Here is a 17,898-nt window from a genome sequence, read left to right on the forward strand (position 1 = left end):
TCTAGACAACTATTCCAAAAAGCGTTACACTTAAATCAATACAACGAGCAAAGGAGTGTATGTATGGATACACATTCATCCATCATTATTTATAATGTAACCGTTTATAGTGAAAATCAGACATTAAAAAACGGGTATATTAAACTAACGAACAAGAAAATTACTGAAATCGGAGAGATACATCAATACGTCCGTCAGCCAAAAGACCATGTAATTGAGCTTTCTCCTTCCTATAAAGTGATTCCTGGTGCCATTGATGTGCATATTCATGGCGTTAACAATGCCGATGCAATGGACGGTACAGCAGAAGCATTAAAAACAATGGCGCGCACGCTCCCAAAAGAAGGTACAACAAGCTTTTTAGCAACCACTATGACGCAGTCGAATGAAGCGGTTGAAAAAGCGCTTCGCAACGCGGGCGCTTATATTGAAGAACAAACAGATGCGGATGCTGAAGTAGTAGGTATTCACTTAGAAGGTCCGTTTATTTCACCAAAACGTGCGGGTGCACAGCCCCCTACTCACATTCAAGATCCGAATGTGGCACTGTTTCAAGAATGGCAAAAAGCAGCCGGAGGACATATTAAACTTGTTACATTAGCTCCGGAGCAGCCAAACGGCTTAGCACTTACTTCTTATTTAAAAGAAACAAACGTCGTCGCTTCTATTGGCCATTCTGACAGCACATATGATCAAGTTGGTGAAGCCATCGAAGCAGGAGCTTCTCATATTACGCATTTATATAACGGCATGCGCGGTCTTCATCATAGAGAGCCGGGCGTATTAGGCGCCGCGTATTTGAGAGATGAATTATTTGTAGAGCTGATTACAGATGGCATCCACTGCCGACCTGAAATGGTCAAGCTTGCGTACGATCAAATTACAAGTGAACGCATGATTCTTATCACGGATTCTCTTCGTGCCAAATGGCTAAAAAACGGTACGTATGATTTAGGCGGACAGCCTGTTCACGTAAATGACACGACTGCTACCCTTGCAGACGGAACGTTAGCAGGAAGTATCTTAAAGATGAACGATGCGATTAAAAACACGATGAGCTTTACGAACTGCTCATTAGAAGACATCGTAAAAATGACTGCTGAAAACCCAGCAAAACAGCTTAATCTGTTCGATACAAAAGGAAGCCTCAAAATTGGAAAAGATGCGGATATCGTAGTGTTAAATGAAAATTTAGATGTTGAAATGACATTTTGCCGAGGCACATTGAGCTTTCAAAAGGAGGACTAACAATGAATATCATCCAAGTGAAAAACTACAGTGAAATGAGTGCAAAAGCAGCTGATATGCTGATTAGCAAACTTCATGAAAAGCCAAATATGAATCTGGGACTTGCAACGGGCGGCACGCCGAAAGGGTTATATGATCGTTTAATTCAAGATCATAAAGAGCACGGCACGTCTTACAAACACGTTACTTCCTTTAACTTAGATGAATATGTCGGAATGAAACCGCAAGATCCAAACAGCTATCACTACTATATGGCAGATGCGTTATTTAATCACATTGATATTGACGTAAGCAGCACGCACGTTCCTAACGGCCTAGCTGATACGCCTGAAGAAGAATGCCGCCGCTACGATGAAATGATTCAAAATCACGGAGGCATTGACCTTCAGATTCTTGGAATCGGCCAAAACGGACATATTGGCTTTAACGAACCTGGTACGTCATTCAACTCTCCTACTCATATTGTGACGTTAGAAGAGTCAACGCGAAATGCGAATGCTCGCTACTTTAATTCTCTTGACGAAGTGCCTACTCAGGCTATTACAATGGGAATTGAATCGATTATGAAAAGTAAAGAAATTTTACTTCTTATCTCCGGGGAAGCCAAAGCAGAAGCGATGTATCAGCTGCTTAACGGAGAAATCACAGAGAACTTCCCTGCTTCTATTTTAAAGAAGCATCACTGTGTTACAATTATTGCGGACCAAGAAGCTTTAGCTAAAGTGAACCTTTGAAAGAATAGTCAAGCAGCCTGACCCGGCTATAATCAATCCGTCTTTATGAAAGAAAGGTGTCTCGCTATTAGTTAGAGCATATATAGATAACATACCTCCTCGTCTTTTTTAGATGAGGAGGTTTACATAAAGGAGAGAACTTAAGTGATTGATAAAAGCTCACCTCTTCCGATTTATTATCAAATTGAAGAACAGTTGAAAAAACAAATTGAAAACGGAGAGTTAAAACCGAATGATTCGCTTCCTTCTGAACGAGAGTTTGCAGAACGATTTGAAATCAGCAGAATGACCGTTCGCCAAGCAATTAACAATTTAGTAAACGACGGTTATTTGTATCGTCAAAAAGGCCGCGGCACCTTTGTATCTGAAAAAAAACTGGAGCAGCAGCTCGTTGGATTAACGAGTTTTACAGAAGATATGAAAGCGCGCGGAATGGTGCCAAGCAGTAAGCTGCTGAGCTTTGAAATTATTGCGGCTTCAGAAAAAATTGCCGATCAGCTGCACATTTCTCTTCATGCACCTGTTTATGAAATCAAGCGTATTCGTTTAGCTGACGACGTGCCAATGGCGCTTGAAAGCGTGTATGTATCCGCTAACTTAGTCAAAGGCTTAACAGAATCCATTGTTAACGACTCTCTCTATCGCTATATTGAAGAAGAGCTCGGGCTAAAAATTGGTGAAGCCAACCAAACGTTAGAATCCATTTTAGCTTCTGAAACCGAAGTGAAGCATCTTGGAATCAGCTCATATTCACCTGTTCTATTAATTCAAAGAAATACGTATTTGCAAGACGGCACGCCGCTTGAAGTGGTGAAGTCTTCGTACCGAGCAGACCGCTATAAGTTTACGATTAACATGACACGATCTTAACTAAGGAGTTTTTTTATGTCTAGTTTATATCTACAGGAACTAACAAAACTGCTTGCTAAAGTGGAGATGCATGAACAGCAGGCAATGGAATCCGCAGCGGAGAAAATCTCACAGCAACTAGCTTCTCATCACCTCATTCATTTATTTGGGTGCGGTCATTCTCATATTTTAACGGAAGAAGTGTTTTACCGTTCCGGAGGGCTTGCGCCGATTCATCCTATTTTTGTAGAAGAACTGATGCTTCATAAAGGAGCTTCGCGCTCTTCACAGCTAGAGCGTAAAAACGACTATGCCTCCACTTTTATGGAAAAAGAAGATATCGTACCAGGCGATATCATGATTGTGATTTCTACGTCGGGCGTAAATCCCGTTCCGATTGATGTGGCCTTAATTGCAAAAGAAAAAGGCGCTTTTGTTATCGGGCTTACCTCTCCTTCTTATGCCACGAGCCGGGCTTCGCGGCATAAAAGCGGAAAATACCTTCATGATGTCGTAGATCTTGTTATGAATAATCACATTCCAAAAGGAGACGTTCTTCTTCATCAGCAAGACATTTCTTTCGCTTCTGGTTCTACTGTAATTGGAGGCGCTATCTTAAATGATGTCCTATCTAAAGCCATCCAAAAACTGCTCAGCCGCGGCATCACGCCTCCTGTCTTTTTAAGCGGAAACATGGAAGGTTCAGATGAACATAACCAGCGGTTGATTGATGCTTACAAAGGAAGAATTACTGCCCTATAACAGCCCCTGCGGCTGTTTTTTTGCACAAAAAAAAGATGCTTGAAAGCATCTCATCAAAGTCGGACTGTACGATTTGGACTAGATCTCCTCTTTATCAGTAGAAGTCTTGTTCACAGCACCATAACCTACTTATCCGACATAATTACTATGTTTAACATAAGTATACTCTTTTATACCTTAGGTGTCAAATAAGTTATAAGAAATTTCGTAGTGCATTCATTTGAAGATTTTTTTACGGTAATGTTCCAGCTGGCTTTTAGCTTCTTTCATAATTGTTGTATGTATGATTTCATCCGTGATGGTAAAATAATTTACTATACTTAACTTATAGATTTTACATATAAATTTCCGCCAAAATTTTGTATACGATTTCGTGCCGCATCTTACAAAAAAGAAGCTGCATCAAAACTGATGCAGCTTCTTCCCTTCATATCATGCTAATTATTTCATGTTCATTTGCCCTTGTGAGGCCCTTTCGCTACGTATATCGGTTCATAACGAGAGTGCCAATTGTCAGATCAGAATATCTGCTTTTCATATGAGGTAATACGTTTGCTGAAGTTGCTGTTAAGTATTCCAAAACTAAACCAGTCCCTTCATGAAGCTAAGTATTTACCTTTCACAGTAGCCTTAGAAAAATTTCTATCGGCTCTGTACTATTTGTATACCACGTTTCAATTGAACTAAACTAAAAAATTCATTTTAATCAAAAAATTCTTACCACGGAGATACAATCATTAATAGCGAATTACAAATGGAGCTTTAATCCTTCATGAGAAGCTGTGAATCCAAGCTTTTGATAAAAACGCAAAGCCTCTGACCGTTCCTTGTCAGTTGTTAATTGTATCAACTGACAATTACGTTCTTTCGCTCGTTGAATCGCCCATGTAATCAGCTGATATCCAACCCCTTTTCCGCGCTCTGACGAAGCGGTTCGGACTCCTTCAATCGTTGCTCTCCACGCGCCTTGTCGTACAATGTGGGGCGTAAAGGTTATTTGTTGAACACCTATTACTTCACTATCTTTACATGCGACAATCAGTTCATTGTTTGGATCCGCATCAATTGCCTGAAATGCTTGAACATAACAGGCTGGAAGCGGTGATTCGTAGCGCTCTCGTTTGCTTCCAAGCATATCATCAGCAAGCATTCCAACAATTTGATCTAAATCTTCCCGCACCGCTTCTCTAAAGGTTATTTCTCCCATTTCACACAGCACCTTTCCCGTGTCTATTTATGATGTTAAAAAGAACACTGACGAACAAGCTCAGAACCGACGCCAAGAACAAAGCAGCAGCTAAAGCACCAAGCCCCATTCCTTCAAAGCCGCCAACTCCAAATATGCTATATAGAAATAGAAATATGCTTATTAGCATGCTGCTAAGTGAAATTCCGTACTGCCCAGGTGAGTTCCTTCTATAGAAGAAATACGACGCACTAAAAAGCAGAACAAAGAAAGCACCCATTAATCCAAATAAAGAAATCATTTACACCCTCCGCCTTCTTTTAAAAAAGGAATTTATATCCATTATATACTATTATTTTTATTTATTCTATCTATATTAATAGCCCTGCAGCCACAACTAAATAGACATGACCAAAACGGCCATGTCTATTTTTCTACTATATTAAAAAGAAAGTTCTTTGAACCAAAAAGAATAAGGGGCTAAGCAAGCTTCATCAATTTCATTTATACGTTTTTTGCATCGCTGCAGCACCTCAGCAGGAATGTGTCTCTCTAAGTATGCAGATTCTCCGTTAGCTTGAATCGTTTCTTCTACTAGCTCTTCAAACACATCTAAGCATGCTAAAAACTGCGGAAAAGTTGTATTCACGAAACGCTCGCAGTCATCGTTGGACGTATCGAGCAGCACAACCGAACCGTTTTTTTGATGAAGACAAATTGGATCTCCAGCGCCTGTTGTTCCTAAAAACCAGTAGTGCTGGTAGCGAGATGATAACTCAAATGTTTCGCATAATGTTGTTAGCTTCCCTTTGGATGAAACGAACTCTAGAAATGGTGAAGCTTCTTTGGGCAATCCTTTTTCTGTTAGCAACTTCTTTGTCTCTTTATCAATATCAAGGGGTGCAAGCTGTTCGGCATCAAACTTCATTCGTTTTTCCTGTCGTTGCATCACATTTGACAACTTCTTTCACTCCTTTTCACCATTTGCTCTTTCTTTGCTTTTGTTTATTATAAAAGAAATCCAGCTCGTATTATATGCTACAAATGAACTTAATTAGACTGAAAATTTTTCCAATCTTTATTTATATAGCCCGATTTCCTCTTTATAAACACAGGTAAAAAGAAACCGATCAGATTTTCTCCAGTTAATTCTGCTTCGAAAAATAATTCTCATTCCCTTCTTCCCTTTTCAGCGTACTCTCGCCTCTTATAAACAGGCTCAATCTTTATTATTCCAATTTTTTCTACTTTTTGCAACTAGGACTTATCTCACCATTTCTTATGCGAGATTAATAACTTGACAAAATACTAAAATAAGAAACAGTAATTATTTACAATTTTTTAAACTTTATGGTTTAATAGGTATGTAATTCCTGTTTTTTACTATATTTTTTTGGAGGTTTAACATGAAAAAAGGGTCAATTTATCGTTTTATTGCTTTTGCTTTAATGTTTACCTTGTGTTTTAGCCAATTAGGCTTACTGAAAACACAAGCGGCAGGCAATCCACCTGCTAATGAAAAAACATTAAGCATTGGTAAAGCAGCAAAAGGAACATTTACAGAACCAGAACAAACACATTGGTACAAAATTAATCCTTCTAAGCAAGAGGTAGCAAAATTTTCACACTACCGAATTAAGCTTCAAAGTGATGATGAAGTAAACATCACGGTTTACTCTAGTCTTGAAAATGCCAAAAACAACGTGGCATTTGACCGTTATATGGGATACTCCTACAAAGATGAGCCTGCTCAGCTTGATTTTCCAATCGCTTGGACTGGCCCTTATTATGTGAAAGTTGAGTATTACGGAGATGGAGATCTTATTGTTGAAGATGATACCGAAGAAGGTGGACAAACTCCTTCTGAACCTCAGCCGGAATTAAAAACAGAAGTTCCTTACACAATCAGCTATGAAGGCGCTTCACTTCCTCCTTCTCAAATGATGGAAGAAGAATGCCCGGCTGAATTAAGTACAAGCCAAAAAGAAAACGGAAAAGGTATTTTAAAAGATTTGCGTACGATTCGCGACGCTGTGCTTTCAAAAACAGCAAGCGGAAAAGACCTTTCTTCTCTTTACTACAAAGCCGCTCCGTTTATCAGCTCTAAAATGATTATCGATAAATCGATTCGCGAACAAGTATACAAAGATTTAGTTCAGCTAAAGGGTCTATTTACAGATGTGGCGAAAAACGGCGCATCAAGCACATATATGATTACAAGTGCTGATCAAAAAGCGATCAATGATTTATACAGCATCGCTTATAAATCCGTTCCGGCTGCTTTAAAGAAAGACTTAGAAAAAGTAGCAGCACAGACAAAATTAAAAGACGTAACGGACTTAAACGTATCGTCTGTATTAGTAAGAGCTAAGTTAGTCAGCGCAAACAGCGTTTCAACAAAAGCTGAAACTCGCTATATTGTTAAATTAAAAGATGGTGCAAATGCTAAATCATTCAAAACAAAAGCACAGTCAAAATCAGCAAGCATTGAATCTATTAATCCATTAAAACAATCAGCTGCTTCTTTTGATAATATGTTTGTTATTCAATTAGATGACAGCAATGCAAAAAGTTTCAGCACGTCATCTGCTCAAGGTAAAATGACGGCAAAACAAATTCAGGCACTTCCTGAAACTGAATTTATCGAGCCGGTTCAAGAGTACCACGCTCTTTCAATGGATTCACAATATCCGTATCAATGGTCATTAAACAATACGGGTAAAAATGACGGTACGCAACATGCCGATATTCAATACGAATCACTTGAAAAATTACTAAACGGTCAAAAATTAAAAGATACGGTTATTGCCGTTGCGGATACGGGCGTCGATTCATCACTAGCTGATTTAAAAGGCGTGGTGGATACAAAAACAGGCTATAACTACGTGGATCGTTCGTCAAATGCAACAGACGACAACGGACACGGAACTCACGTAGCAGGTATTATCGCAGCCTCTGCAAACAATAACTATTCAATGGCCGGCATTAATTCTCATGCAAAAATTTTACCGGTTAAAATTCTAGATGCATCTGGAAGCGGAGATACAGAACAAATTGCGTACGGTATTAAATACGCGGTTGATCACGGTGCAAAAGTCATTAACTTAAGCCTTGGCGGATCTTACAGCCGCGTGCTTGAATATTCGTTAAAATACGCATACGATCATAACGTAACGGTTGTAGCTGCAAGTGGAAACGACGGTATGGAAGAACTCTCTTACCCTGCTTCATCTGCCTATGCGATTTCAGTAGGCGCATCAAACCGTTTAGATATCGTATCTGACTACTCAAACTACGGAAAAGGATTAGATATTACAGCTCCTGGCTCTGATATTCCAAGTCTTGTTCCAGACGGAAACGTCACTTATCTAAGCGGAACATCAATGGCAACACCTCACGTGGCAGCCGTTGCGGGATTATTGCTATCACAAAACCCAGGCTTAAAGCCAAAAGACGTTGAAAAACGTCTAACGGATACAGCTAAAGATATTAAATTTGATGAAAAAGATGCTCCTGTATACGATGATGAAGAAAGTCCAGCAGAACCCCCTGCTCCAGGCTACGATTACGTATCAGGATGGGGACGTTTAAATGCGTACAGCGCGGTAAGTGCACAGCAGCTGCAAGCGCAGGTAAATACATTTGTCAGCACGCAAAAAATTGTTACAGGTAAAGCTCAAAGCGGTTCAACTGTTAAAGTAATGAACGGCTCAAAAACACTTGGCACAGTTAAAGCTGATGCAAAAAATACGTTCTCTGTGAACATTCCAGCTCAAAAAGCTGATACCGTTTTACAAGTAGTTGTCACAAACGGAAAAGCAAGTACGAGCATTCGTGCAGTTGTTCAAAAAGCACCTGCCAAACCAGCGGTAAAAGCCGTAACGAATAAAGATGAGTACGTAACAGGAACGTCTAAAGCGAATTTTACGGTAAATGTTAAAAACAGCGCTAAGAAAGTGATTGCTTCAGCAAAAGCTGATGCAAAAGGCGCGTTCAAAGTAAAAATTCCAAAACAAAAAGAAAACACAGTCTTGTACATCACGGCTACAAACAGCCAAAAACAAGAAAGTGAAGAAGTAAAAGTAACGGTGCGTGACGTTATTGCTCCAAATGCACCTAAAGTGAATCCAGTCAGCGACGCGGATACAGCTATTAAAGGAACAGCTGAAGCAAATGCATCTGTTGTAGCGAAAGTGAACAACAAAGAAATCGGCAAAGCAAAAGCAAATGCAAAAGGTCAGTACAGCATAACGATTAAAAAACAAAAAGCAGGTACAGCAATCAGCGTAACAGCAGCAGACGCAGCCAACAATACAAGTAAAGCTACGACTGTAAAAGTGAGCGATAAAACTCCCCCTGCTGCACCAAGCGTCAATGCTGTCACAACAAAAAGCACGGCTGTAACAGGTAAAGCAGAAGCAAATGCTACCGTAACGGTAACAGTAAACAAAAAAAGCATTGGCTCTGCTGCTGCTAACAGTAAAGGACAATACTCAGTAAAAATTAAAAAGCAAAAAGAAAAAACAGTCTTAAGCGTAACTGCAAAAGACAAAGCGAACAATACGAGTAAAGCAACAACAAAAACGGTGACAAAATAAAGAAAAAAGGCGCTTGGCTTATGGCCAAGTGCCTTTTTGTTATAAAAGCTGTTTGTTTTTAAAGTACTTCCACATTCCCCACGTTAACACAATTAACATAACAATAATAACAGCAGTAGCCCAGTGGGAATTTTGATATGGAATCGGTACGTTCATCCCAAAAAATCCGGTTACGAACGTCAGCGGAAGCATAATCGTTGAAATCAGCGTTAAGACGTTCAGCTTTTCCGATGAAGTTGCATTGGTAATAGAATAATACGTATCAAGTGCACTGTTTACGAGGTCTCTAAATGTTTCAGCAGAATCTACAATACGCTCTAAGTGGTCAAGCAAGTCAATGTAGAAAGGAACATTTTCCTCACGTATATCGAATTTCCACTTTCCATTAACCGTTAAGAAAATTCGGCGCTGAGGCAGAATAACGCGACGGATTAAGATAATCGTTCTTTTTAACGCCAAGAACTCTTCCGTCACTCCGCGGACTTCTTTGTTGTAGATTTCATCTTCTAATTCATCAATACGCATGTCAATTCGGTCTAAAATCGGAAAGTATTCGTCCGTGATGCCATCAATCAAAGCATACAGTAAAAAGTCGGCGCCGCGGTTCATAAACTTTGGATAGCGTGAGCACACAGCATCCATTTTACGAAGCCAGCCCATTTTATGTTTATGAATCGTCACTACGTAATTTGATCCGACAAAGGCATTTAACTCAAGCGTCGTAATCTCGTCATCACTTTCTTCGTTATAGCGAAGCGCGTGAAAGACGAAAAATTTATAGTCTTCGTAATCATCCATTTTAGCGCGAGGACTGTCATGTAAGCAGTCTTCAATCGCCAATGGGTGAAAATCGAATAATTTAGCAATTTGAGCAAGCTCTTGTCCGTGGACATCATACAAATCAATCCACAGCAAATTATCAGGATTGCGCAATTTCTCATGCACGTCTCCTAAATCAAGATTCGTTACCATTTCTTTTGTTTCATCATCATATAAGTATGTTTTAATCATTGATTTTTCACCTCACATCATTGAGGCATTAAGGAGTATTTTCCTTCGCTGAAATGAGAGGAACATATACACCATTGTTGCCCCTATCTTGTTTTGCAGTAACCTTCATCGAAATGGGGTCATCAGTGCCCATTCATCTCACCTCCTAATTAGTTGAAGGAACGCTGACTTGTAATACAGCTACTTCACAAAGTTTAATTTTAACATACAATCCAACTCTAGCGTAGCGCTTTTTTCAAAACCTTTCCCTCACCATTTAAAGTTTCAAACAAAACTTCCGATACTATAAAAGCAGTTATAATCGGCAATCGATAACTAATAAAGCTTGAATTCCTCCCGCAAAGGTTCACCTAACCATAGACGTTCAACCCCTCAAGGGGGATGCCTACGATTAGGTCTAGAATATCTATCACGGCCGGTCTTTGGTCATGGTAGATATTCTACACCGATAAACATTATATGTGTGATGGGAAAAAACGTGTAGGAATTTTTGGACTTTCATCGAATACTTACTTAACAAACTTAGATTACGAAAAGGACTGATAATACATGCATTTTAAACGTGAAGAACCGTTTCGCTTTTTATTTGAGACTCCCATTGTTGGAACGTTTTCCATTGCTAAATACGACAACAAAGAAATCGATTCTAAGCCAGGTCCTTTGTCCGTTATCGACCTTTCACCAAAAGGAATCAAAATAATCACGCCGCTTGATTTACCTATTTTCAACCATCAAATTCAGCTAAAAATTAGCTTTTATTTAAATGAAAAACCTATTCATATTACCGGACTTTGCGTGTGGAAAGAAAAACGGCACACCGAATACCTTTATGGCATTGAAGCGTTTAACGATGTGGAAGAACAAGCAATCTTAATTACAGAGCTCAAAACCTACGCCAAGAAAAAGCAAGATAAGCAATAAAAATAGCGCTCATTTGTTTTACTCCCCTTTTAAGATGGCAATACTACGAACGACTTCGATAGAAAAAGGTGAGACGATGAGCAGCAAAGCAAAAAAAGAGTGGATTGGCGGTCTCGTACTATTTTTACTCGTCAGTTTTGTCAGCATCACATTTGCAGGCTATCATACGGTGAAAGCCGCCGTTGATCACACGTATGTACCGCTTGAGCATGGGAATAAAACACACGTCAATTTAAAAAAAGGGCAACCGTTTTCCCTGCTTTTAATTCAAGAGAACCATCAAAATACGTCATTTGTATATATGACTGTTAATAAACAGCATGAATCAATAAAAATGACCCACTTGCCAGGGTCAACTCAGCTCGGCAATGAAACACTGCGAACCATTTATCATCGAGGAAATATGAATGCTGTCGTAAAGAACGTCGAAACGTATACAAAGCTTCCTGTTGATTATTATGTCAAAATGGATCAGCAGTCAGTCGTCGATGCTGTAAATAAATTAGGCGGCATTATCGTCACAAACAAACGTGCTTTTGAACAGAGCAACATTGTTTTTCCAAAAGGATCGATTCGCCTTAACGGAGAGGAAGCACTTGTTTTTTTAAAGGAGCGTAATGAGCAAGACATCTTTACTGCGCATGAAAGACAGCTGTCCGTCGCGAAAGCCATTTTCAGCCAAGCAGCTACGATTCCCAATGTTGCAAAGCTGCATTCTCTTGTATTTACGCTCGCTGATCACATTGAAACCAATGCAACCTTTAATGATATCAAAAGGATTCAAAAAACCTACAAACCGGCCGTTTCTCACGTAGACAAGCAGCAGTTTCCGCAAAACGAATGGAATCAAAAACAAGTCACAACGCGGCTGTATAAGCATTTAGAACGTAAGGAGCTGTTTTTATAAAAACGCCTCACGAAAAAACCATTGACCATAGGCTCAATGGTTTTTTAGGCTACTTATCTTCAGCAGGCACTACTTTTTCATTTATTTTAACCACAATTCTTTCATCCCGTTCATCTTTGAGATAGCTCTTTTGATAAAAAGAATGATCATTAGGCGGCCCAATGATAACCGTATCCGTAATCGGAACAACGGCTTCTGCTACTTCGCTTGCGCTTACTCGGTATGCTTTTTGAAACACGATCGGAGGCGTTAAGCGCAGCACGTCGGATCCTTCTGTAGATTCGAATTGATCATTGTTAAAAAAGAGATGAAGATGCGCTTCTTCCGATAAGGGCTCAATCCAATGCCACCAGCCCATCGGTATAAACACAACTTCACCTTCTTTTATTCGGTAATTGTGCATGCTGCTTGTATCAGGGTCTAAAATAGATACCTGCACTTCACCCGAAACGACGATATCTAATTCCCACGCGTTTGGGTGCCAGTGCGGTTCTCTCATATGCCCTTTCGTCATATATAAATCAACAAAAGCACCTCCGAGCATTGCAGGCAGCTGAGTTGAGGTTAGTTGATACGCTATATTTTGATCGTTTCGTTTGAACAGGACATTTTGCTTATAATTCACTGACAGATTAGGCGTTCCTGAGCTTTTTTTAATATTTGAATTATCCGGCACAAATCCAGATTTACTCATAGTGTCATACCCTCTTTTCATCAAAAAGTTATATGCACTATCCTATTAAAACTTTTAGCTAAGGGTGTTTTAATTAGGAAAAATAAAAAACGAGCGTTCCCACTCGTTTTTTATCCGACAAGACGTTCAATTTTCTTTTTCTTCCATACAAATTGATAATAGCTGTACTGCAGGATCAAGCTGACCACAAACGCCGCTGGATAACCAATCCAAATCCCTTTGATCGCAAGAGGTGTAAACTGCGATAACACGTAGGCTACGGGTACTTCCACACACCAAATAGCCATAATGCTAAATACCGTAGGCCAAAGCACCGTACCGCTTGCTCGCATCGTAGCGGTAATAATTTGCGCATGACCGAAAATCAAATAGCTCCAAAGTGTTATCACTAACAGCTCTTCGGCAATATGGAGCGTATGCTGACTTGTTAAAAACAGAGCTAAAATTTGATTCGAAAAGAGATAAATAAGTAAAATCAATACGCTGCCAATAACGTAATTCAGCATAATTCCAGAGCGGATCACTTCTTTTAAACGCTCAAATTTATTGGCGCCAATCGACTGCGCCGCAAAAATAGAAACCGCAATTCCTAAGCTGATTGCCGGCATTTGTACATAGCTCGCCACTTGGTTCACCGCTCCGTACGCTGCTGTAGCGTCTGAGCCAAATCCGTTTACAAACGTAATGACCGCAATTTCAGAAAGAGAAACTAAAATCATATTGATACTCGCTGGAATCCCTAAACGCATAAGCAGCTTTAAAAGCGTTCCGTCCATTTTTAATGAAATAGATGAGTCAAACTTTAACGGATGATTTTTCTTGCGCAAATAAACAATCATAATAATGAACGTTAATACGGTTGAAAACACCGTTGCATACGCAGCGCCGTACACTCCAAGCTTTGGCACTCCGATCCATCCAAAAATTAAAATCGGAAGGAAAATGATGTTTAAGACCGTACTCACAACTAAAAAGTAAAAAGGCGTTTTAGAGTCTCCGGTTCCGCGCATAAACGTCGTATAAACAAAGTATAAAAACAAAACAGGAATTGCCACAAACAAAATGCGCGCATAGTGAACCGTTACGTCAATAATATTAGCCGGCGTTCCCATAATCCGAAGAATATCCGGAGCAAATATGCTTCCCAAAACGGCAAGCACAATTCCGACTAAAAAGGTAAACGTGAGCGTGGTACCGATAATTTCTTTGACTCGTTTTTCGTTTTGGGCCCCGTACGCTTGCCCGATTAAAATGGAACTTCCTGAACCAATTCCAATCGAAAACGACACGAGCAGAAAAAACAGAGGAAAAAAAGCGGAAATAGCGGCTAACGCATCAACTCCAAGCGCTCTTCCGACAATAATACTTCCCGCCAGCTGCCCAACTGACTGCATGGCGTTACTTAACATGAGCGGAATCAAAAACACAAGCATCAGCTTACTGACGGATTTTTCTGATTCCACTGCTTCACTTTTAACATCTTGATTCTTCACACCTATTTCTCCTTTGTATCAGCTTTCGGCGAATGATAGCCTTTTTCGCCGTAAGGCTGCAGCTTCTCTAACCATTTCGCTTCCAGTTTCAGCAAATCCTTTTTTGAAAGTGCTTTTTCTTCTTCTCTTTTAATCGTTTCCAGCATCTCAATTGAAAAAGCATCCGCTCCGTACGTATTCCACTCGTTTTGAAGCTCTTTATTTTGATGAGTGTTCGTCTTTAACGTGAACTTTACGCCGTTTAACGTTTTGATGTTAGGCGTAGAGCCAATGTAAATCTTATCGTTTTGAAGGTTTTTTATTTGATACACGCCGCCTTCTGTTTTTACTTCTTTCGCTAGCTGCTTCATTTGCTTTTTATAGTCTTTTGAGTCCATACTCATACCTATTTCTCCTTTTCTCCAGTAGCTGCTTCCGTCTGCGCTGCGCTCTAAGAAACCGTACTCAATTAAATAGCGTCGCAGCACGGCGTAGTCATCATAAAAAGGTGTTAACCTATCATTTACTTCTTTTTCGGTATACGTTGTTCCAACATCAAAATGTCCGCTTAATTCTTCAAGAACAACAAGACGGTGTTTTTCTTGCAAGTGAAAGGTGCGAAGAGGTTCGTTCAAGCCTTGCGGAAAATTCTTCGCTAAAATTTTTTCACGCTCTTCATCACTGACGCTGTAGCGCTGACTTCTTCTAGGCGCCGTATTTGTTACGGGTGCCGTCTTCTCTTCTTGCCCGTCGTTTAACAGTTCCATCAGCGTTAAAAACACTTTTGCCTGACGCTCTTTTTTCTTTAACGTAAAGCGGTGATTCCGAATAGTCGATGAACTGCCAATTCCCATTTCTTTTTGAATATCGCTGTCGCTTTTTCCTTCTTTAAAAAACTTCACTAAATTTTTTTGATGATCAGACAGACCCGTTACCTCTTTATCTAGCTCTATTAAATGATGGAATACAGACCCGTGCTGCTGTTCCACATGAAGCTTCATATAGCGTTTTGCTTCATAAAAAACACCTTCCACCGGATAAATAATGCCTTTTTCAATGCTTTCACCGCACAGTAAGCAGTGGTAGTGATCTCCGCTTTCCCCGTACCCTTTCTTCATATCTTCAAAAGATGATTCCCAAAACAAATCGTTTACCATATAAATAGACACCTTTCTTATTTGTTTATTAATTTATAAACAAATATATTATATGTTTATTATTATGTCAAACTTATGTTTATGATACACAAAAAAGGTTGAATTATAACGAAATGAACCCAACCTAAATACGAACAAATGGGATACATGAGCTCATATAGATCACTTATGACACCGCAGTTAATTTCCATGCAAGACTTCGCTTTCCGCGGGCGGCCGGTGAGCCTCCTCGTCGCTTGCGCTCCTGCGGGGTCTCACCCCTTCCGCTTTTCCCGCAGGAGTCTTCGCCTTGCCCTCCAATCAACTGCTAGAAAGACCTACACACATGAAACCTACGTTAACCATAACAAAAAAACGAACCACGAATCAAACACGTTGATCAATGGTTCGTTTTTCACTTAGGCTAAAATAATTTCGTTCCGGTCTCTTTATTCCATTCACTTAAATAAGGAAAATCCTTAGATATAACGGGCTTATCATCTAAAAGTGTAATTAACTCTAAACGGTTACCGTCAGGGTCATTAAAATACACGCAAGCCGCTGGCATCCACGTATGAACAATCGGTTCTGTTTGCGGCTTTCCAAACGACGTCTCTTCCGGTTCAATACCTTTTGAACGCAGCCACGTTAACGCTTCATGAATATCCGCTGCTTCAATTCCAAAAGCAAAATGACTTCTTTTCAACTCTTTTTCATCGGTTTCCCAAAGTCCAAGCATCTGCTTTTGTTCCCCAACAAAGAAAAAAGCACAGCGCCTCTCTTCAATTTTATGAACAAACGTCAGCCCAAGACGTCTATAAAACTCAATCGAATTCTCCAAATTCCGCACCTGCACATGCGTCTCATAAATACTCTTAATCATAGCCTTCCCTCCATCCTTTTCTACTACTATAAGCCATTTCACACCAAACGGCTTCCTAACAAAGAATGAAAAATAACCATACTTAAGACCGAGAATCCCCAACACAAACATCCAGACCTGAAATTCCTAACAGCACTAAGGTTTTGATCTTGACTTTGACTAAGGTTTTGAGGCCACGCCTTGCGGGGTAGCCTCAAAACCTTAGTTCCAGAAAAACCCCCATGGCTGCACTCTAGCCATGGGGGTTTTTCTACATCGATAAATTAAGCGTGTGCTTTTGCGAGGCCGATACAGATACCGCCTGAAATAATCAGTACACTCGCAAGAGATACATAGAATAATTGACGCTTTGTTTTCTTTTCTCCCAAGAAGACAATACCGCCAAAAATTGAAATAACGATACCCATTTGCGATAATGAAAAGCTTGTTGCTACGCCTAGTCTTGATTGAGATAAGAATAAGAACATGTTTCCAGATGCCCAGATTAGACCTGGTAAGATATTACGAATCGTATATTTGTTAAATGGCTTATGTTTGTATGTAATGATTAAACCGCCAATTAACATACCGATTGCTTGCGGGAATAAAGCTGCCCATGCGTCTACGTTGAAGATACGTGCGATAACTACGTAAACTAAGAACCCAAGACTTGAAATGATAAGAGTGATAACTCCTTTTTTCGTTTGTCCTGGAGCCCCTTGTGCTCCTTCTTTTTTACCGTCTAATGAAGAAAGCACAACGCCTGCTAGTATTAAAAGAATCGCAATAGATCCAAGCACAATCGTTTGAAGCGTTGACCATTCTTTAAATACAATAACACCAAAAAGAGCTGTTGATACTAATTGCATACCTGTTGAAATCGGCATTGACTTTGAAACACCAAGGTATGGAACACTTTTAAACTGATTGCTTTGACCTACTGACCAGAACAAACCTGAAACAATTCCGACAATAACGAGCGTTGGTGTTAACACCGGCTGCACAATCATAAACTGAACAAATGAAAGAATCAAAGCTCCAATAATTGTTCCAAGCGTTTGACTGTAAGGTCCACCGCCCATCTTCATACTAACTAAAATCATGCTTCCCCACGCAACGGAAGGAAGAACACCTAGCAAAATATCCATCTTTCTCTTAACCTACTTTCCTATTTCTAATCTATGTACATCGTATGTAACGACCTGCTGCTTTTCTCTCATCAAGGGCAAAAGCCAAGCACTCATACTCCCTCGAATATTCCCCCAAAGGTCCACTTATGCGGATGAGCCTACCCCGCAAGGGGGGCAGCATCCGCTTAGGTCTAGAAGGTTTGATAGGACTGCTCTTTAGTCCTATCAAACTTTCTACATCGATAAATATATAACGTTTTCATAAATAGTGTTAAAACTGCTATTTCTTGCTGCTCGTATTATACTAACACGAACATTTATTATTTAGCTAGAAATTTTTTTGATTATTTTTTAAAAACAGAAAAAAATTTTTTCTTCTTGCTCTGCA

At 39.8% G+C, this 17,898-nt stretch carries 17 protein-coding genes; 7 read left to right on the plus strand and 10 right to left on the minus strand.

The features are described from left to right. Positions 1 to 63 precede the first annotated feature (63 nt). The 4 genes from nagA to ACFX4R_RS07285 all read left to right on the plus strand — a co-directional run bounded on the left by nagA (position 64) and on the right by ACFX4R_RS07285 (position 3,593). On the plus strand, positions 64 to 1,248 hold the full coding sequence (gene nagA / locus ACFX4R_RS07270) for an N-acetylglucosamine-6-phosphate deacetylase (protein ID WP_047751445.1): 1,185 nt from the start codon (positions 64 to 66) through the stop codon (positions 1,246 to 1,248). Between the two features lie 2 nt (positions 1,249 to 1,250). Beyond that, positions 1,251 to 1,982, plus strand: a complete 732-nt coding sequence (gene nagB, locus ACFX4R_RS07275; RefSeq protein ID WP_377569217.1) for a glucosamine-6-phosphate deaminase — start codon at positions 1,251 to 1,253, stop codon at positions 1,980 to 1,982. A gap of 144 nt (positions 1,983 to 2,126) precedes the next feature. After that, positions 2,127 to 2,852 (plus strand): GntR family transcriptional regulator, encoded by a 726-nt coding sequence (locus ACFX4R_RS07280; protein WP_028407832.1) that lies wholly within the window; start codon positions 2,127 to 2,129, stop codon positions 2,850 to 2,852. Between the two features lie 15 nt (positions 2,853 to 2,867). After that, on the plus strand, positions 2,868 to 3,593 hold the full coding sequence (locus tag ACFX4R_RS07285; RefSeq protein WP_043979773.1) for an SIS domain-containing protein: 726 nt from the start codon (positions 2,868 to 2,870) through the stop codon (positions 3,591 to 3,593). 748 nt (positions 3,594 to 4,341) lie between these two features. Here the strand turns inward: ACFX4R_RS07285 and ACFX4R_RS07290 are convergent. From ACFX4R_RS07290 to ACFX4R_RS07300, 3 genes are all read right to left on the minus strand, one after another. Then, positions 4,342 to 4,800 (minus strand): GNAT family N-acetyltransferase, encoded by a 459-nt coding sequence (locus ACFX4R_RS07290; RefSeq protein ID WP_043979775.1) that lies wholly within the window; start codon positions 4,798 to 4,800, stop codon positions 4,342 to 4,344. Position 4,801: 1 nt separating this feature from the next. Beyond that, positions 4,802 to 5,080, minus strand: coding sequence for a YesK family protein (locus tag ACFX4R_RS07295; RefSeq protein ID WP_162213808.1), 279 nt, complete (start codon positions 5,078 to 5,080; stop codon positions 4,802 to 4,804). 141 nt (positions 5,081 to 5,221) lie between these two features. Further along, positions 5,222 to 5,731, minus strand: a complete 510-nt coding sequence (locus tag ACFX4R_RS07300; protein WP_237074789.1) for an SUKH-4 family immunity protein — start codon at positions 5,729 to 5,731, stop codon at positions 5,222 to 5,224. A 454-nt stretch (positions 5,732 to 6,185) separates the two neighbouring features. Here ACFX4R_RS07300 and ACFX4R_RS07305 point away from each other — a divergent pair, with 454 nt between their 5' ends. Beyond that, on the plus strand, positions 6,186 to 9,377 hold the full coding sequence (locus ACFX4R_RS07305; RefSeq protein ID WP_377569220.1) for a S8 family peptidase: 3,192 nt from the start codon (positions 6,186 to 6,188) through the stop codon (positions 9,375 to 9,377). A gap of 39 nt (positions 9,378 to 9,416) precedes the next feature. On the opposite strand, the gene corA is transcribed toward ACFX4R_RS07305, so the two are convergent. Continuing rightward, entirely contained in the window at positions 9,417 to 10,388 is a 972-nt protein-coding gene (gene corA, locus ACFX4R_RS07310; protein ID WP_013055874.1) for a magnesium/cobalt transporter CorA, read from the minus strand. Between the two features lie 549 nt (positions 10,389 to 10,937). Here corA and ACFX4R_RS07315 point away from each other — a divergent pair. Continuing rightward, positions 10,938 to 11,309, plus strand: a complete 372-nt coding sequence (locus tag ACFX4R_RS07315; protein ID WP_028407825.1) for a PilZ domain-containing protein — start codon at positions 10,938 to 10,940, stop codon at positions 11,307 to 11,309. 76 nt (positions 11,310 to 11,385) lie between these two features. After that, positions 11,386 to 12,216: an LCP family glycopolymer transferase gene (locus ACFX4R_RS07320; protein ID WP_043979784.1), complete on the plus strand. Its 831-nt coding sequence runs from the start codon at positions 11,386 to 11,388 to the stop codon at positions 12,214 to 12,216. 49 nt (positions 12,217 to 12,265) lie between these two features. Here the strand turns inward: ACFX4R_RS07320 and ACFX4R_RS07325 are convergent, their stop codons facing one another. From ACFX4R_RS07325 to ACFX4R_RS07350, 6 genes are all read right to left on the minus strand, one after another. After that, positions 12,266 to 12,910, minus strand: a complete 645-nt coding sequence (locus tag ACFX4R_RS07325; RefSeq protein WP_377569222.1) for a cupin domain-containing protein — start codon at positions 12,908 to 12,910, stop codon at positions 12,266 to 12,268. Positions 12,911 to 13,020: 110 nt separating this feature from the next. Continuing rightward, positions 13,021 to 14,343 carry an MATE family efflux transporter gene (locus ACFX4R_RS07330; RefSeq protein ID WP_244300228.1) on the minus strand — a complete coding sequence of 441 codons (1,323 nt, stop codon included), beginning with the start codon at positions 14,341 to 14,343 and terminating at the stop codon, positions 13,021 to 13,023. A gap of 62 nt (positions 14,344 to 14,405) precedes the next feature. After that, positions 14,406 to 15,539 carry a DUF2087 domain-containing protein gene (locus tag ACFX4R_RS07335; protein WP_377569224.1) on the minus strand — a complete coding sequence of 378 codons (1,134 nt, stop codon included), beginning with the start codon at positions 15,537 to 15,539 and terminating at the stop codon, positions 14,406 to 14,408. A gap of 166 nt (positions 15,540 to 15,705) precedes the next feature. Next, entirely contained in the window at positions 15,706 to 15,843 is a 138-nt protein-coding gene (locus ACFX4R_RS07340) for a hypothetical protein (RefSeq protein ID WP_377569226.1), read from the minus strand. Positions 15,844 to 15,942: 99 nt separating this feature from the next. Next, a complete protein-coding gene (locus ACFX4R_RS07345) occupies positions 15,943 to 16,401 on the minus strand; it encodes a VOC family protein (protein WP_162213801.1) in 459 nt (152 codons plus the stop codon). A gap of 263 nt (positions 16,402 to 16,664) precedes the next feature. Further along, positions 16,665 to 17,528 carry a GRP family sugar transporter gene (locus tag ACFX4R_RS07350; RefSeq protein WP_013055866.1) on the minus strand — a complete coding sequence of 288 codons (864 nt, stop codon included), beginning with the start codon at positions 17,526 to 17,528 and terminating at the stop codon, positions 16,665 to 16,667. Positions 17,529 to 17,898 lie beyond the last annotated feature (370 nt).

The organism is Priestia sp. YIM B13490 (genome assembly GCF_042787735.1).
Lineage (GTDB): Bacteria > Bacillota > Bacilli > Bacillales > Bacillaceae_H > Priestia > Priestia megaterium.

Coding starts and splice junctions, on each gene's coding strand:
- nagA (WP_047751445.1), top strand. CDS start 64: ATGGATACACATTCATCCATCATTATTTATAATGTAACCGTTTATAGT.
- nagB (WP_377569217.1), top strand. CDS start 1,251: ATGAATATCATCCAAGTGAAAAACTACAGTGAAATGAGTGCAAAAGCA.
- ACFX4R_RS07285 (WP_043979773.1), top strand. CDS start 2,868: ATGTCTAGTTTATATCTACAGGAACTAACAAAACTGCTTGCTAAAGTG.
- ACFX4R_RS07290 (WP_043979775.1), bottom strand. CDS start 4,800: ATGGGAGAAATAACCTTTAGAGAAGCGGTGCGGGAAGATTTAGATCAA.
- ACFX4R_RS07295 (WP_162213808.1), bottom strand. CDS start 5,080: ATGATTTCTTTATTTGGATTAATGGGTGCTTTCTTTGTTCTGCTTTTT.
- ACFX4R_RS07305 (WP_377569220.1), top strand. CDS start 6,186: ATGAAAAAAGGGTCAATTTATCGTTTTATTGCTTTTGCTTTAATGTTT.
- corA (WP_013055874.1), bottom strand. CDS start 10,388: ATGATTAAAACATACTTATATGATGATGAAACAAAAGAAATGGTAACG.
- ACFX4R_RS07315 (WP_028407825.1), top strand. CDS start 10,938: ATGCATTTTAAACGTGAAGAACCGTTTCGCTTTTTATTTGAGACTCCC.
- ACFX4R_RS07320 (WP_043979784.1), top strand. CDS start 11,386: ATGAGCAGCAAAGCAAAAAAAGAGTGGATTGGCGGTCTCGTACTATTT.
- ACFX4R_RS07325 (WP_377569222.1), bottom strand. CDS start 12,910: ATGAGTAAATCTGGATTTGTGCCGGATAATTCAAATATTAAAAAAAGC.
- ACFX4R_RS07330 (WP_244300228.1), bottom strand. CDS start 14,343: ATGCTTGTGTTTTTGATTCCGCTCATGTTAAGTAACGCCATGCAGTCA.
- ACFX4R_RS07335 (WP_377569224.1), bottom strand. CDS start 15,539: ATGGTAAACGATTTGTTTTGGGAATCATCTTTTGAAGATATGAAGAAA.
- ACFX4R_RS07345 (WP_162213801.1), bottom strand. CDS start 16,401: ATGATTAAGAGTATTTATGAGACGCATGTGCAGGTGCGGAATTTGGAG.
- ACFX4R_RS07350 (WP_013055866.1), bottom strand. CDS start 17,528: ATGGATATTTTGCTAGGTGTTCTTCCTTCCGTTGCGTGGGGAAGCATG.